Source organism: Tateyamaria rhodophyticola (assembly GCF_047777875.1).
In the GTDB taxonomy this organism is placed as follows: domain Bacteria; phylum Pseudomonadota; class Alphaproteobacteria; order Rhodobacterales; family Rhodobacteraceae; genus Tateyamaria.
Window position 1 is genome coordinate 208,283 of record NZ_CP180518.1, and the last position, 15,836, is coordinate 224,118.

Annotated in this window: 11 protein-coding genes; 8 read left to right on the plus strand and 3 right to left on the minus strand. The window is 59.9% G+C overall.

Annotation, left to right across the window (positions count from 1 at the left end; translation table 11 throughout):
- The first annotated feature begins 112 nt into the window (after nucleotides 1-112).
- Both ACERHN_RS01055 and ACERHN_RS01060 read left to right on the plus strand, forming a co-directional pair.
- Nucleotides 113-1,090, plus strand: coding sequence for a glycosyltransferase (locus ACERHN_RS01055; protein WP_415918899.1), 978 nt, complete (start codon nucleotides 113-115; stop codon nucleotides 1,088-1,090).
- Nucleotides 1,087-2,154 (plus strand): glycosyltransferase family 2 protein, encoded by a 1,068-nt coding sequence (locus ACERHN_RS01060; RefSeq protein ID WP_415918900.1) that lies wholly within the window; start codon nucleotides 1,087-1,089, stop codon nucleotides 2,152-2,154. The genes ACERHN_RS01055 and ACERHN_RS01060 overlap by 4 nt, the downstream gene beginning before the upstream one ends.
- On the opposite strand, the gene ACERHN_RS01065 is transcribed toward ACERHN_RS01060, so the two are convergent.
- Nucleotides 2,151-2,951 (minus strand): ABC transporter permease, encoded by an 801-nt coding sequence (locus ACERHN_RS01065; RefSeq protein ID WP_415918901.1) that lies wholly within the window; start codon nucleotides 2,949-2,951, stop codon nucleotides 2,151-2,153. The genes ACERHN_RS01060 and ACERHN_RS01065 overlap by 4 nt on opposite strands.
- A gap of 248 nt (nucleotides 2,952-3,199) precedes the next feature.
- Here ACERHN_RS01065 and ACERHN_RS01070 point away from each other — a divergent pair, with 248 nt between their 5' ends.
- From ACERHN_RS01070 to ACERHN_RS01090, 5 genes are all read left to right on the plus strand, one after another.
- Nucleotides 3,200-4,306 (plus strand): sugar transporter, encoded by a 1,107-nt coding sequence (locus tag ACERHN_RS01070; protein ID WP_415918902.1) that lies wholly within the window; start codon nucleotides 3,200-3,202, stop codon nucleotides 4,304-4,306.
- Nucleotides 4,307-4,331: 25 nt separating this feature from the next.
- Nucleotides 4,332-4,985 carry an ABC transporter ATP-binding protein gene (locus ACERHN_RS01075; protein ID WP_415918903.1) on the plus strand — a complete coding sequence of 218 codons (654 nt, stop codon included), beginning with the start codon at nucleotides 4,332-4,334 and terminating at the stop codon, nucleotides 4,983-4,985.
- A 159-nt stretch (nucleotides 4,986-5,144) separates the two neighbouring features.
- Complete coding sequence (locus ACERHN_RS01080) at nucleotides 5,145-7,835, plus strand: hypothetical protein (protein WP_415918904.1); 2,691 nt, start codon at nucleotides 5,145-5,147, stop codon at nucleotides 7,833-7,835.
- A gap of 257 nt (nucleotides 7,836-8,092) precedes the next feature.
- Entirely contained in the window at nucleotides 8,093-9,028 is a 936-nt protein-coding gene (locus tag ACERHN_RS01085; protein WP_415918905.1) for a hypothetical protein, read from the plus strand.
- A complete protein-coding gene (locus ACERHN_RS01090) occupies nucleotides 9,025-10,824 on the plus strand; it encodes a hypothetical protein (protein ID WP_415918906.1) in 1,800 nt (599 codons plus the stop codon). The genes ACERHN_RS01085 and ACERHN_RS01090 overlap by 4 nt, the downstream gene beginning before the upstream one ends.
- Here ACERHN_RS01090 and ACERHN_RS01095 read toward each other — a convergent pair.
- Nucleotides 10,818-11,387 carry a hypothetical protein gene (locus tag ACERHN_RS01095; RefSeq protein WP_415918907.1) on the minus strand — a complete coding sequence of 190 codons (570 nt, stop codon included), beginning with the start codon at nucleotides 11,385-11,387 and terminating at the stop codon, nucleotides 10,818-10,820. The two genes, ACERHN_RS01090 and ACERHN_RS01095, sit on opposite strands and share 7 nt — an antisense overlap.
- 116 nt (nucleotides 11,388-11,503) lie before the next feature.
- Nucleotides 11,504-12,640: a UDP-galactopyranose mutase gene (gene glf / locus ACERHN_RS01100; RefSeq protein ID WP_415918908.1), complete on the minus strand. Its 1,137-nt coding sequence runs from the start codon at nucleotides 12,638-12,640 to the stop codon at nucleotides 11,504-11,506.
- Between the two features lie 358 nt (nucleotides 12,641-12,998).
- Between glf and ACERHN_RS01105 the strand changes: the two genes are divergently transcribed.
- Nucleotides 12,999-15,665, plus strand: a complete 2,667-nt coding sequence (locus tag ACERHN_RS01105; protein ID WP_415918909.1) for a S8 family serine peptidase — start codon at nucleotides 12,999-13,001, stop codon at nucleotides 15,663-15,665.
- Nucleotides 15,666-15,836: the final 171 nt, after the last annotated feature.

Sequence of the window (15,836 nt, forward strand, 5' to 3'; positions counted from 1 at the left end):
GTTATTCGCTTGGCCTTCCTTAGACCAAAATGACGAGGGGGTCTATTTGACACCGCACGGGAAACATGGCCTGTGGCCTTGAGGTACGGAAGGCGGGAAAGGAACCGAAACGGTGGCAGGGCAATCGACATTGGTGGCTGTCGTCGTGACCCATAACCGTCTGGACCAATTGCGCACGACACTTGCCCGTTTGCGCGCGGCTGATCCGGATCACCTGACCTGCGTCGTGGTGGTGGATTGTGCCTCCACTGATGGCACACAGGCCTGGCTCGATCAGCAGGACGACCCCCGCCTCAATGTCTTGCGCAGCGACCGGAATATTGGCGGTGCGGGTGGGTTCGAAATGGGCCTGCGCCATGCCGTTGCCGCCCACGACCCGGATTGGATGGTGTTGATGGATGACGATGCGCGTCCCGCCCCGGACGCACTGTCCGCTTTCATGACCGAGCCACGAGACGCCGCGCATGCCTGGGCGGCTGCGGTCTATCACCCGGATGGGCGTATCTGTGACATCAATCGGCCCTGGCAGAACCCGTTCTGGCACCGCGACGTGTTCTGGCGGACATTCCGGGAGGGTCGGGGCGGGTTCCACCTTGGGGCGTCTGCGTATGAGGCAAAAACGCCTTTGCCGCTGGATGGAACATCGTTTGTCGGGTTTTTCGTGTCGCGCGATGGTGTGGCGCTGGCGGGGTATCCCGATGCATCCCTTTTCATTTACGGCGACGACGTGCTGTATACGCTGGGTCTGTCTGAACGTGGCGGGACGGTCATGTTCGATCCGCGCGTGCGGTTTGAACATGATTTTTCCACGCAGGGCACGGCCGACAAACGGATGCGCCCGATGTGGAAGATCTATTACCACCATCGCAATCTGCTGCTTGTGTATCGGCGGGCGGCGGGGCTCTGGTTCTGGCCGGTGCTGCTTTTGATTTTGCCCAAGTGGCTGATGAAGATCCGGCACTACCGCGGAGAAAGGGGTTTGTTCTTGCGCCTCATGACGCGCGCGATCTGGGACGGATTGCGGCGCGACACGGCGCTGTCGCATGAGCGGCTGATGGCTGTGGCCAATGGCACGAGGTCCGCATCATGATACGCGCATTCAATCGGCCCGTTTCGGGCAGCTGGTCCGTAACCGCAACCGTGGCTGAGCCACCGGAGCTTCTGTGTGCCTTTGCGGCGCACTACCTCGACCTCGGCGCCGAAGAGGTGCATCTGTTTCTCGACAACCCGGATCAACCCGGTGTCGATATGCTCGAAGCGATGGACGGGGTTCGTGTGACCCTTTGCACGCCACGGCACTGGCAAAAGCTGAACCGGGGCCGCCCCGACCGCCACATCATGCGGCAGCTCAAGAACGCCAATGCGGCATATGCGCAATGCCGCAGTGAATGGTTCCTGTTCTGCGACGCAGATGAATTCGTCGTGTCAAAGCCTCCGATCCAGGACCTCCTTGCGGCCCTGCCCGCGACGGTGGTGCACACCCGCGTTCCAGTGGTCGAACGTGTCTTTCGTTCTGAGACCGCACCCGCTCATCTTTTTGACGGGGTGTTTCGCACGCAGTTGCGTGGTCAGGCGGAAGTGCTCGAGGACGTGTATGGGGACATGGCCAACCTGACCACACGCGGATTGACCGGGCACGTGGTGGGCAAATCTTTCGTCCGGGCCGGACGCAAAGACCAGCGGATCCGCATACATTTCCCCGTCCCATTTGATCCGTCCGAGGAAGCGCGCCAACGTGATGCCGGGACGCTCAAGCCCGGACCGGATTTTGAAGGCGCGTGGCTTGTGCATTTTGACGGCATGACGCCGCTGCATTGGCTGCTCAAGCTGATGCGCAAATCGACGGGACGGATGCAGTTCAAGAAACGCACCCCGGCACGTTCGCGCCAGCTCAACGCCATATATGACGCGCTTGGGGACGGGGCCGCTTTGGCCCGGTTCGAACAGCTGATATCTCTTGATCCTGCACAGCGTGCCCGCCTGGACGCGGCGGGGGGGATTTTGGACATCGCTCTTGACCCGCGCTTGGCCGTGGAACGCCATCTGGGCCAGCGTCTGCCATTTGACGCCGCCAGTTTCGATGCCGGGTTGCGCACACAGCATGCCGCCCTGATTGCCGAGCATGGCCTCCTGCTGGGGTCTCCGGACCCCTAACGCGCGAGGATGACGCGGTGATAGCGGCGCATGAACACCGTGCCGAAGAAGAGCGTGATCAGGGCGAAGCCTGCGACATACGCCACGGACACATATGGCGCCTCATATGTAGGGTAAAACCCACGCCGCATAAGTCCGATGATGTGCAGGAGCGGGTTATACCACACCACCTCCTGCGCCAATGGTGGCATATCCTCGTAGAGAAAGATCACGCCGGACACGAGGAACAGCGGCCGGTTCAGGATGGTCCAGATGTTTTCCCAGGCCGGTGAGACGCTGATCAAAAAGCAGTTGAGCATCCCCACGCCAAAGCCAAGGAACGTCGTGAGGAAAATTGCCTCCACAATGGGCCGGATGTCGATCAGGATGGGATCGTCCAGCGACAGGGTGATACCTGTCATGATCACGTACATCACAAGGATGCCGGTCATCGTGTTCAACAGGAACCGGGCGATGATCGGGTCAATCCAATGGATGATCGGATAATTGAGCAGGGCGCGCGAAAACTTCATCGCCCGCGAGATCGTGTTGGCCAGTGTCTGATAGAGGCTGAAGATCGTATACCCCGATCCAAAGAACAGGATGAAACTGGTGCCGATTGGCGGCGAACGCGCCACAAGCGCAAAGGCCAGCGACAGGATGGCGATCATTCCCAATGGCTCGAGCAGGGCCCAGATATATCCACCCGGCGAACGCCCGTACCGCGACCCCATCTCGCGCAACATGAGCGCGGAGACCGTGCGGAAAAGCCGGAACCGCGACGTCGTTCCGGATGCAGGAAGGGCAGGGGGTGGCATGTCTGCCGCTGACATGGGATTGTTTTCCATAGAACTCTTCGGCGCGAATATGTAAGAAAAGACCAAGTGTTGCAAATGGAGGCTTTGTGAATAAGCCTGAGCCAGAACCGGTCGCTGCGGCCTCTTCGGAATTGGACGGGACCGTCCCAACCGACCCACCTGCCAAACCGAAAAGACGCAAGCGACGCAAGAAAGGCAGGGCGGCTGCGCCACAGCCGGCGGTATTGCCTGTGGCGGCCCCGGCCCAGATGCGGACCCGTCACAAGGCGATCATCGCCAGCTTCATCCTTGTTGTTCTCATGCCTTTGATCGCCTTCGGGTTTTATCTCTGGACGGTGGCCGAAGACCGCTACGCGTCCACGGTCGGCTTTACCGTACGCCAGGAAGAAGGCCAGAGTGGCGCGGACCTGATCGGCGGGCTAGCGGCCCTGACGGGCGGCGCACCCTCTACCGACAGTGATGTGCTCTATGAATTCATCCGGTCGCAGCAGTTGGTCCGGCGCATTGATGCGCGCCTCGGGCTGCGGGAGTATTACAGTCAGTATTGGGAAGCGGACCCGGTCTTTGCCATCTGGCCCGACGCCTCTATAGAAGACCTGTTATGGTATTGGGGCCGCGTTGTCCGCGTGTCCTATGATCAGGGCACCGGTTTGACAGAGTTGCGCATCCTGGCCTTTGATCCCGCGATGGCACAGGCAATAGCGGCAGAAGTCGTTGCCGAAAGCCAGGCGATGGTCAACGCGCTCAATGAGCAGGCCCGCAGCGATGCGATCCGGTACGCAGATATCGAGCTTAAACAGGCCGAGGACCGGCTGCGCGACGCGCGCGCGGCCCTCACCGATTTTCGGACGCGGACACAGATTGTCGATCTCAGCGCTGACATCGAGGCCCGCATGGGCGTCGTAAGCAATCTGCAACAGCAGCTGGCAACGGAACTGGTGGCGTTTGACGAACTTGCCGTCACAACCAATACCGACGATCCCCGGGTCACACAGGCCACGCGCCGTATCGCGGTGATACGTGACCGCATTGCCGAAGAGCGGCGCAGCTTTGCCACCACCGAGGTGCTGGGCACCGGCGAAGACTACCCGACACTCATTTCCGAGTTCGAAGGGTTGTCGGTCGAGCGTGAATTTGCCGAAGAAGCCTTCCGGGCGGCCTTGGCTGCGCGCGATACGGCCCGCGCCAATGCGGTCCGTCAAAGCCGCTATCTCGCGACCTATGTTCGACCGACGCTCGCCGAACGGTCCGAGTATCCGCAACGGCCCATGCTGATGGCTTTGGCGGCACTGTTTTCGGTGCTGGTCTGGGGCATCACGGTGATGGTCTACTATTCCATCCGCGACAAAGCCTGAGGCCGGTTCGAATGAGGCTGCGGCGATGATCCGTTTCGTAAATCTGACCAAAAGCTTTTGGGTGGCTGGCAGGCGCAAGGTGGTGATCGACAATCTCAACATGACCCTGCCCACGGGCAAATCGCTTGCCCTGCTGGGACGCAATGGCGCTGGCAAGTCCACGCTGATGCAAATCATTTCGGGCACGATGCCGGCCGACAGCGGGTCTGTGGTGTCCGATGGCACGATCTCCTGGCCTGTGGCGCTCGGGGGGTCATTCCATCCGCAATTGACGGGCGAGCAGAACGTGCGCTTTGTCGCGCGCATCTATGGTGTGGACACCGACAGCCTTGTCGCCTTTGTCCGCGACTTTGCCGAAATCGGGGAACACTTCTTCATGCCGGTGCGCACGTACTCGTCCGGGATGCGGTCGCGCATCACATTTGGCACCTCAATGGGGGTCAAATTCGACACGTATCTGGTGGACGAAACAACTGCGGTCGGCGACCGGCGCTTCCGCCGCAAAAGCAGGGCGGTCTTTCGCGACCGCATGTCAACCAGCAGCGCCATCATGGTGTCGCACAGTATGAACGAGCTGCGCGAGTTCTGTGATGCGGGCGTCGTGCTCAACGATGGTGGATTGACCTATTTCGACGATCTCGAAGAAGCGATTGATCATCACGTCGAACTTTTGTCCTGAGCGAAGCGCCGGTTGTTTTGGCACTGGCTCAAATGCCGCGAAAACTCGTCTAAACCTTTGCCGAATAGCCACCCTTTGGCCCCAAAACGGCGCCGCTAAAGACCGCGCTCGTCCCCCACTTACTGCCCCAAGATCTTCTGAGATGTGGGATACCTTGCGGTGCAGTTTGAATTTTTGGCGCAAATCGGTGCGGGCTGGGGACCCCTGGGCACTGACATTCGTGACCTGACACTTGTCGAGACGCAGGCCGGCCCGGTCGTTGTTGCAACGACAGGGCCCTCGGGCGGCATCTTGAGCCTGTCCGTCGACGCCGGGCAAGTGCAACTTCTGGACAGCATTAATTTCACTGCGGGGATCGCTGCATCTGTGACCGGCACGATGGCGCTTTTGACGGAAGGGGGCCAAACTTTTGCGGTGGTGTCCAGCAGCGGGCAGGGCGCTGCTGTGGGGTACGCTCTGGACGCTGATGGCGGTTTGAACACCGCCGCGACGCTCGAGCTTGACCTGTTCATTGGTGACAGTGGTCCGGTCATTGCCACCAGCGCGGGCAGCTATGTCTATACCATGTCCGGCGCAGGCCGGGTGGAAGGGTACGCATTCGGCGCCGGTGGGTATGCGACGGTCGGGTCTGCATCAGATACGCCCACGATTGCACTTGAGGATCCCGTCGCGCTGCTGACGACCGAAGTGGCCGGGACCGAGTTCCTGGTCGCGCTGAGCGAGGGTGATGTCGGTCTGACAGTCATGCAGATTTCAGGCAGCGGTGCCCTGTCTGTTACCGGTACGATTGGCGTTGGGACCGGGCTGGGACTGCTTGGCAACCCAACGCAGATGCACGTGACTGAAATCGGCGGTGTAACGTATATCGTGGTCGCCAGTGCAGCCGACAACGGCGCAGGTGGTGCGCTCACGGTCATGGAATTGTCCGGTACGGGACAGTTGATCGTGACCGATCATGTGCTCGACTCGCTGGATACCCGGTTCGGAACGGTGACCGCGATGGACACCGTCAGCGTGGGCGATTGGACCTATGTCATTGCGGGTGGCGGTGATGCGGGGCTCAGCCTGTTTGTGATTGCCCCCGGGGGGCGCCTTTTGCACATGGATACGATTGTGGACACGCAAGCCTATGGGCTGGAGACGATTTCCGCGGTGTCCCTGGTCGTGGACGGCGACACGCTGACCGTTCTTGCGGCAAGCCAGGACACATCCGGGCTCGCGCTGCTCAGTATCGACATCAGCGATCAGGGTCTGGCCCTCAACGGCGCAGGCGGCGCGCAAGCCGGGCAAAGCCGCAACGACGTGATTGTGGGCGGTTTTGGCGCCGAAGAACTCTATGGCCATGGGGGCAACGACACGCTTCTGGACGGGTACGGAGAGGATTCGCTTTGGGGCGGCAACGGAGCGGACGTGTTTCAGCTCGAAGCGGATGGCGCACGGGACGAGATCCACGATTTCCAGCCCGGTGTTGACCAGATTGACCTGTCCCTTGTGCCGTTTCTCTATGACGCCAGCCGCGTGACAATCATCGAACGCCCGTGGGGCGCCGAACTGCGCTTTCCAAGTGGCGAGACGACGATCATCCGGAGCATGAACGGCGACACGCTGACCCGCGAACAAATTCTCGAAGCCATCAACTGGAGCGTTGATCGCCCTGCCATGAGCCTGATCAATCAGTTGATTGGCAACGAAGCAATCAACGCCCTGGTCGGCAGCAGCGGCACGGACATCATCCAGGGGCTGGGAAACAACGACACGCTCGAAGGGATGGGTGGCAATGACCAGCTGGACGGAGGGTCCGGTCGGGACACCCTAATCGGTGGCGACGGGGACGACACCCTGTTTGGCGGTCTTGGTCGCGATATCAGCGATGGCGGCAATGGCAACGACACGATCATCGAACGGGCCCAGGGCGGCACATTGGGCCGCGACACGATTTTCGGCGGTGACGGCGATGACAGCATCTGGGCTGGTGGTGGCTGGGACGAGGTCCATGGCGACGATGGCGATGACTACGCCTATGCAGGGTGGGGCAATGACACCATGACCGGTGGTCTCGGCAACGACACCCTGATTGGTGTCGGCGGGTTTGACCACCTCGAAGGCGGTGCCGGGCAGGATGAGCTTTCGGGGGGGAATGGCAACGATTACCTCGACGGCGGGTCCGGCAACGATTCCCTGCGGGGCGGGTCCAACGCGGATTACATCCTCGGCGGTACGGGCAATGACACAATCGATGGCCAGCACGGATTGGACACGATCTTTGGCGGCGCGGGCGATGACCTGATCTATGGCGGCCTTTTCCGCGACCGGTTGCTGGGCGACGAAGGCGACGACACCATGTTTGGCGGCAATGACGATGACCGGATGCAAGGCGATGATGGCAACGATGTCATGGACGGGGGCCGCAACAACGATCGCATGTCTGGCGGCAACGGAACCGACACGCTGACCGGCGCACACGGCAACGACACGCTTCAGGGCAACTTTGGCAACGATGTCCTGCGGGGAGAAATCGGCAATGACTTGCTCGAAGGCGGCTTTGGCAGCGATCTGCTGGTCGGTGGCATTGGCAACGACACCCTGATTGGCGGTCGCGGCGAAGACATGTTGACCGGAGGCAGCGGCGCGGACGTGTTTATCTTCAACAGCACATCCGGCCAGGACACGGTGTCAGACTTTGCCGCCGGTTCGGACGTGATTGAGCTGGACGCCGATGTGTCGCGCTTTTCCCGCTTGGACATCGACAGCACATCGCAGGGACAGTTGGTGTCGTGGGACGGTGGGTCCGTCTTGTTGCTTGACGTGGGTGTGGGTGTGTTGGATGCCGATGACTTTGTCTTTGTCTGACGGGCGTCAGCCGGCGCGCCATTGGAAGACATAGCGACGTTGAACAGCACGTGCATAACGGCCCACGCCCGGCGATGTGTTGCTTGATGAGGCTGTTTGCGCTTGCGCGAAAAATGTGACAGTTCGGTATGATGTCCGGGCAGCAATGATCCGGGCCGTAACCAATACAAACGGAAAAGACGACCGCGCCCATGCGTCGAACGCTGTATCTGCATATCGGTAGCCATCGTACGGCAACCACTTCCATCCAACACTTCATGAAAGAGAATGTTGTCGCGCTGTCCGAGCGCGGATATCTGCTGCCCTACAAGGTGGCGCGCCACATTCGCGTGATGAACGGGCTGTTTTCCGGCAATCGCAACGTCAAGGAAACAGCCGAGGGACTGATTGAACGCGCGGAACAAAGAGGCGGCATTCATTCCATTATCCTGAGCGACGAAGACATCAGCATCCGGCCTGATCCGGCCCTGTTGGCCGAATTCCGCGAATGGTTCGACGTCAAGGTCGTCTTTTCCATGCGGCGCCAGGATTTGTGGCTGGAAAGCTGGTATTTCCAGAACATCAAGTGGCAATGGAACCCGGTCTTGAGCCACTGCACCTTTGATGAATTCATGGCACATCAGGACAGTTTCCACTGGATCCACTACGACCAGTATGTCGCGCGCCTCGAAGACCTCTTCGGGGCCGAAAACGTGCTGCTGTCCGTCTTTGAAAAACAGCAAATGCCGGACGGGCCGGTGGCGTGCTTCTGTGACATGATCGGGTTGGGGGATATTTCCGAGCTGAAACGTCCCCGCCATGTGAACTCGTCCATGTCCGCCGAGATGGTGGCGTTCATCCGGCATCTGCCGCTGGACAAATTTGCCCCGCCGGAACGCGATCTGTTGCGTGTTGCGTTGGAGCAGGTGGACCGCACGGCACTTGGGAACACCGAAAAGCAAAGCGAACGGATCATGCCGCACGACCAGCGGCGCGCGGTTCTGGCCGAATATGAGGCGGGCAACCGGGCGTTGGCGCAACGCCGTTTCGGCCGCGATACGCTGTTTATGGAACCGCTGCCATCCGAAGATGCTACGCTGGCGCATCTGGAATTGCCGCAGGATCCCGCCGCCGTGCTCAGCCGCTTTGTCGCGCCGCTGCTCGAACAGCTTGTCGCCAACAAGACGATTTCCGGCGACAACCCGAAACCATGAGCGCCCACAGCTCGCTTCAGGAATGGATGCTGCCCGAGCCTGATTTGAGCACGGAGCGCGATCTTTACGTCCGGCTGAGCCCCGGCGCGGCCCTGTCCGTATCGGCGCGCCGCATCGATTTCATCCCGGGCGGTCGGGCTGACTTCGGCACCTACTGCAATGCGTTCAACACCGGGAAATGGTTCAAATATTGCGGGCTCGAACGGCTGTTTTTGCAGCTCCGGGGCGCCGGGCGTTTCGAGCTTGTCGTGTGGCGCGTTCAGCCGGAACGGTCATGGGAACGCGTGGTCAATGAGGTCATCAACCTCGGCACAGACTCCGAATTTGAGGTGACCCCGCCCGGTGGGTTCAGCCATCGTGGTGTCATGTTCTTCGAGTTGACCGCCCTCGAAGACGGGCATTTGACCGACGCCATCTGGCAGACCGATGCCGCGCCGCGGCGGACGCCGGAGTTGATGCTGTCGGTGACAACATTTCGGCGCGAGGCTGCGGTTTCGCGCACGGCAGCACGCTTTGCCGCCTTTGCAGCCCAAAGCCCGATCGCGGAACATCTTCACCTGACCATTGTGGACAATGGCCAGACCGCCGACATCGCCGCTGATCCACACATCACCGTTTTGCCTAACGCCAATCTGGGCGGCGCGGGGGGGTTTGCGCGCGGCTTGCTCGCCGCGCAGGAGCGCGACGCGACCCATTGCCTTTTCATGGATGATGACGCGTCCGTTCACATGGAAGCCATTTCGCGGACGTGGCGCTTTCTAGCATATGCTACCGATCCAGCAACGGCGGTCGCCGGTGCCGTTGCCAATGCCCAACACCGCTGGCAGTTGTGGGAAAACGGGGCTCTGTTCGACCGGATTTGCAGGCCATTGCACAAAGGCACCGATCTGCGCGACACCGGTCAGACCTTTGAGATGGAGTTTGAGAGCACGGCCACCGCACCGGACAATTTCTATGGCGGGTGGTGGTACTTCGCATTCCCGGTCACTGTGGTCGAACACATGCCGTTCCCCTTTTTCGTGCGCGGGGACGATGTCAGCTTTTCACTGGTGCACGATTTCAAAACCGTGACGCTGCCCGGTGTTCTGTCTTTTCAGGACGAAGATTTTTCGGTCAAGGAAACGCCGTTGACCGTTTATCTGGACCTGCGAAGCCATCTGGCGCACCATCTGGCGCTGCCCAAAATGGATATCGGCCGCAAAGGGATTGCGCTGATCATCCTGCGGTTCTACCTGCGCAGCCTGATTTCCGCCCATTACGACACGCTCGAGGCGGTAGCCTTGGCACTAGAGGACGTTCGCGCCGGTCCGGATTACTTTTCCGAGAACGCCGATATGACGACGCGGCGACAACAGATCGGTGCGTTGACGGATGCGGAACGCTGGCGCGAAACAGATGATCATCAAGAAGCGGCGACCCGCAACTGGCTCTCTCCGCATCGGTGGCTGGACCGGGTTTTGATGAAATGCACGGTGAACGGTCACCTCCTGCCTGGGTTCAGCTTGATCGGCAATCGGATCAAGCTGCCCGCGTCCGAGCGGGGGGCCGTGCGGCCGATCTGGGGCGCGGCGACGATCACGTATCAATCTGCCGATGGTGCCCGCAGCTATACGGTGCGCCATTCCAAAAAACGCGCCGCGCGGGTCACAGGATCCATTTTGCGCAAGGCGTGGGCGATGTGGCGGGAACATGACGCCATCGTCGACAGATGGCGTACGGGCTACCGCGATCAGACGCAGCCAGAGGCTTGGCACACGAAACTGGAGATCGAAAACAGCAGCGCGCCGCGTCAGTAGTAGCTGGCCAGACTTTGGTGCGCCTGCTGCATCAGGTCGGCGTCCGATACATCAGGTTTGCGCACAAAGACACAAAGGCTGTCAACGCGGTCGACCTCATCCAGAAATTTGCGGATCGGCCTGTAGCGCCGCGGCCGGCTTGTCATGTCGTGGATCAGGATGCGCACACCCTGTCGCCCAAGAAGCGCACTTGTCAGTGCGCTGGCCACGCGAAACCGCCCGTCCACGAACACAAGATCAACCCGTTTGGCATCCGCCACGATCCACGGCGCGGTCGGGTAGGACAGCCAGCTCTTGCGCAAACGTTTGCCGACGGGAATGCCCCACCGCCCGACCTTGCCAAGATCAGCGTGCTGAATATCCAGCCGCCCATCCGTCATGGCCGCTTTGAGGTCTGCGTTTTCCGATGCTTTTTCGATCCAGGCGAGGTCCGTTTCCGCAGAACAGATCCGCGTGCAGCCGGCATTGACCGCCATCAAGGTGCTGCCGCCAACACCGTATTCGACCACTTGATTGGCCAGGGCAAGCTCCTTGCCGAGGTGCTCAATTTCGGCATCTGTCATTCTTGGTTGCATGGTGCGGCCGTCCCTTTTTTCGCCGGTCTACCAACGGACCTTTGATTGTTCAACCATGCCGCGCGGACCCCGGTCGGCAAGCACGGCGTACACTTGTGACGCGTTCAAAGCGGGCTTTTGGCAAAGACGGGCATAGCGTCCGGATTGCTGAGGAACTGCGCCGCGATGTCGAGCGCCTCACGGATTGTGACATCCATGTCCAGATAACGGTATGTCCCCAATCGACCGACAAAGGTGACACCACGTTCGTCCTTGGCCCGCGCGACATAATCGGCCAGCATCGATTTTTCACGGACCTGCCGGATCGGATAATATGGGATGTCGTCGACCCCGCACGCGCGGGAATATTCCCGGTACAGCACGGAACCGGAATGGCTTTCCCATGGGCTGAAATGCTTGTGTTCGGTGATGCGCGTATAGGGCACCGCCTCTTCTCCGTAATTCATCACGGCACAGCCCTGGTAGTCGCCTTCATAGGAAAACCGTTCAAAATCGAGCGTGCGGTATCCCAAACGACCCAAGGCGCAATCAAACCACCCATCCAGCGGCCCGGCATAGAACACGTGGTCATAGTCGCTGGCCGCGTCGCGGGTGAAACGGGTGTTCAGGTGCACCGTGATATTCGGGTGATCCAGGATCGCCTCGACCATGGCCGTGTACCCGTCCTCTGGCATGCCCTGAAAGCGGTGGAAAAAGTAGTTGTCGTCGTAATTGAACCGAACGGGCAACCGCTTGAGGATCGACGCAGGCAGTTCGGTAGGATCCATCCCCCATTGCTTGATCGTGTACCCTTTGAAGAACGCCTCGTAGAGGTCCGGGCCCACAAAGCGCAGCGCCTGTTCCTCGAATGTTTGCGGATCCGCGATCGAGGTGTCGGCCTGTCCCTCGACAAAGGCGCGGGCCTCGTCCGGGCGCATGGTCTTGCCGTAGAATTGATTGATCGTGTGCAAGTTGATCGGCAGCGAGAAAACCTGCCCCTTGCTCGTGGTTTTGACCCGATTCTTGTAAGGCAGGAATGTCGCGTATCGGTTGACGTAATCCCACACTTCGGCGTCGTCGGTGTGAAAGATATGCGGGCCGTACACATGCACCATCACGCCGGTGTCGGCGTCACGCTCCGTATGGCAATTTCCTGCCACGTGGTTGCGGGCCTCTACAATCGTGATGCGATGACCCGATTCAGCCAGTTTGCGCCCGATGACCGCGCCCGACAGACCTGCTCCGACAAGTAATATGTGCATGATGCTCTTTCGGATTTTTTTGCCTATTATCAAGGGCGCTGCGCAAATTCAACGCGACTTGCCAAAAGCCGCCGAAGGTGCGGAAGTCACGTGATCGACACGCAGCTGCCACACTCGCGCCTTGAAACCGCTTGATCCTGCGCCGACCGGAGAAACGAAGAACAAGTCGTTTTATGCAAGTCAGGAATACATGATGGCATCTCGCGGCGGAATCGTTACTATTGTGGCGTTACCTGTGGGTGCAGAATGGTGGAGTGGGTGCGCAAAAACCATCGCAGGGCAGGGGCCTTGTTTGATGCGTTTCGTGTCGGTTGAATGACCGCTGCGGCAAACCCAAGAAAATTGGTGGAAACGTGATATGGTTGTGACAAACAATCCTCTTTATTCTCAGCAATGGCATTTCAACCTGATCGGCGACATTGATGCCGTGTGGGAAGATTATACCGGGACCGGAATCCAGGTCGGTGTTTATGACGACGGGACAGAACAGGGTCACGAGGACCTGAACGGAAACTACGACAGTAGCCTGCATTATTCCGGCGTCTTCGGGAGCGATGACGGTCAGCCGAACAATGGCGACGCGTCGCACGGCACAGCCGTGGCCGGCATCATCGCCTCGGAGAACAACGGGGTCGGCGGCGTCGGTGTGGCCTACGACAGTACGATCACCGGGGTGGACCTGCTGGAAGACTTGTCGCCAAGCGGCGGCTTCTCCGCAACGCTGGAAGCCCTGGAGTGGATGGAGAACTTTGACGTCACCAACAACTCCTGGGGCTACACACCGACATACAGCAGCTTTCTCGACCTGACGAACGCAAGCAGTCAGGCGTCAAGAGAAGTGGCGGCGATGTCTTCGGCGACGGAAACAGGCCGGGACGGTCTGGGCACGATCATCGTCAAGGCCGCAGGCAACGACAACAACGACAGCTTCTTTGAAAGCCTTGGCCTTCTTGGCAATGCACAGGGCGAAGGTCACAATTCCGCGCATACGATCATCACGGTCGCGGCAGCGGATCAAAACGGCAACATCGAAGATTATTCCAACTGGGGTGTGAACCTGCTGATTTCAGGCCCGGCCGCATCTGTAACGACGGACCAAACCGGGTCCGACGGCTACTCCTCCGGGGAATACACCACGACCTTTGGCGGCACGTCTGCGGCCACACCCGTGGTTGCGGGTGTCGTTGCGCTGATGCTTGACGCCAACGAAGGTCTGGGCTGGCGTGATGTGCAAAACATCATCGCAATCTCGGCCTCGCATACAGGGTCGTCTTATGGCGATGGCGCGTCCGGTTTCGAAGAAGGTGAATGGTTCTCGAACGGTGCAACCAACTGGAACGGCGGCGGGATGAGCTACAACATCTCGTACGGGTTTGGCATCATCGATGCCTTTGCCGCCGTGCGGATGGCCGAGGTCTGGGACCGAATGTTCGACGCCGCTCAGGTGACCAGCAACGAACTGACGGCCACGGCGTCGTTCAGCGGCACAGCTGCAATCCAGAGCAACGACACGACCTTTATTACCGTCAGCACGACGGAATCGGTTTTGGTCGAACACATCTATGTCACCATTTTCGGTAGCCACACCTACCTGGGTGACCTGAGCATCCGTCTGGTGTCGCCCACGGGCGAAGTCTACGAATTGCTGCGCAACGAAGGCGGCAGCGAGGACCTCGAGGGGTCCTGGACCTTTGGCGTTGCTGCGGCCCTTGGTATCATGGCGAATGCCGGTGATTGGGTTGTCGAAATCTCGGACAACTTTGCGGCGGATGATGGAGTTGTCACGGGTGTTGACCTGAATTTCCACGGCAGTGCGGCGACCACCAACACCGTGCACCACATCACCATGGACTTCGAGGAGTATGCCAGCCAAGAGGCGGACCGTCGGACCATCGCTGATACCGATGGCGGCATTGACTGGCTCAACATGGTTGCGGTCACCGGGGATGTGTACCTGGATTTGTTTGCCGCAGGCGACATTGTCGTCGACGGAAGCTTGTGGGCCAACATTGACGCCGACACCGACATGGAAAACGCAGCCCTCGGTGACGGCAACGACACCGTCGTCGGGAACACCCTGGCGAATGAAATCCTCGGCGGTCGCGGCAACGACTCGATCTCTGGTGGATCAAGCGATGACACCCTTGAAGGCGGCAATGGCGAAGACACCCTGTCCGGTGGCAACAGCCAGGACATGCTGGATGGCGGCAACGACAACGACAGCCTTGACGGAAACAACGGCAACGACACGATCTATGGCGGGGCCGGCAATGACACGGTCGATGGTGGCAACCAGAGCGACATGATTGATGGCGGTCTGAACGAAGACGTCATCAGCGGTGGTGCCGGCAACGACACGATCTATGGCGGGTCCGGAAGCGACAGCATCTATGGCGGAGCCAATGGTGACGTGATCAAGGGCGACAACGGCTTTGACTTGGTCAACGGTGGCGAAGGCAGCGATACATTGTCCGGCAACAATGGCAATGACACCATCTATGGCGAGGGTGGCAACGACCGTATCTGGGGCGGCAACAACTTTGACCTGATCTATGGCGGCAGCGGCTATGAACGCATCTTTGCGGGCAATGGCAATGACACCGTATACGCCGATGATGGTCGGGACCGTGCATTCCTTGGCGATGGCGACGACGTCTTTCATGACAACGACCAAACCGGGGCCCGTGCGGCCGACCGTATCTTTGGTGGATCGGGTGAAGACACGATCTATCTCGGCGGCGGAAACGATCGCGTCTCGGGTGGCAGCGGCGCCGATACATTTGTCTTCGACTTCGCCGTTATCGAAAGCGACCGGATCAACGACTTCGAGGTTGGGACAGACTCGCTCCATCTGAGCACGGACCTGTGGGGCGGCACTGCGTTGAGTGTGGCCCAGGTGATCGACCTTTATGGCGACGACAGCTCGGGCACGGTCATCTTTGACTTTGAAAACGGGAACGTCATCCGACTGCAAGGCGTGAATTCGCTGAGCGGTCTGGAAGACGACATGACGATCCTGACCTAAGCTCGGGATTTCAGCCCCGCGACCGGGAAAACCGGTCGCGGGGCGCATGGCGATCAAGCGGTCTGGTCCAGACACAGGTCCCGACCGCGTATCCCTCACCCAACGACCTGCACCCCTTCGAAACCGCCGCCTTGCTTGCGTCGCTCGTGCGCGCGTTCTAAGGACGGAACA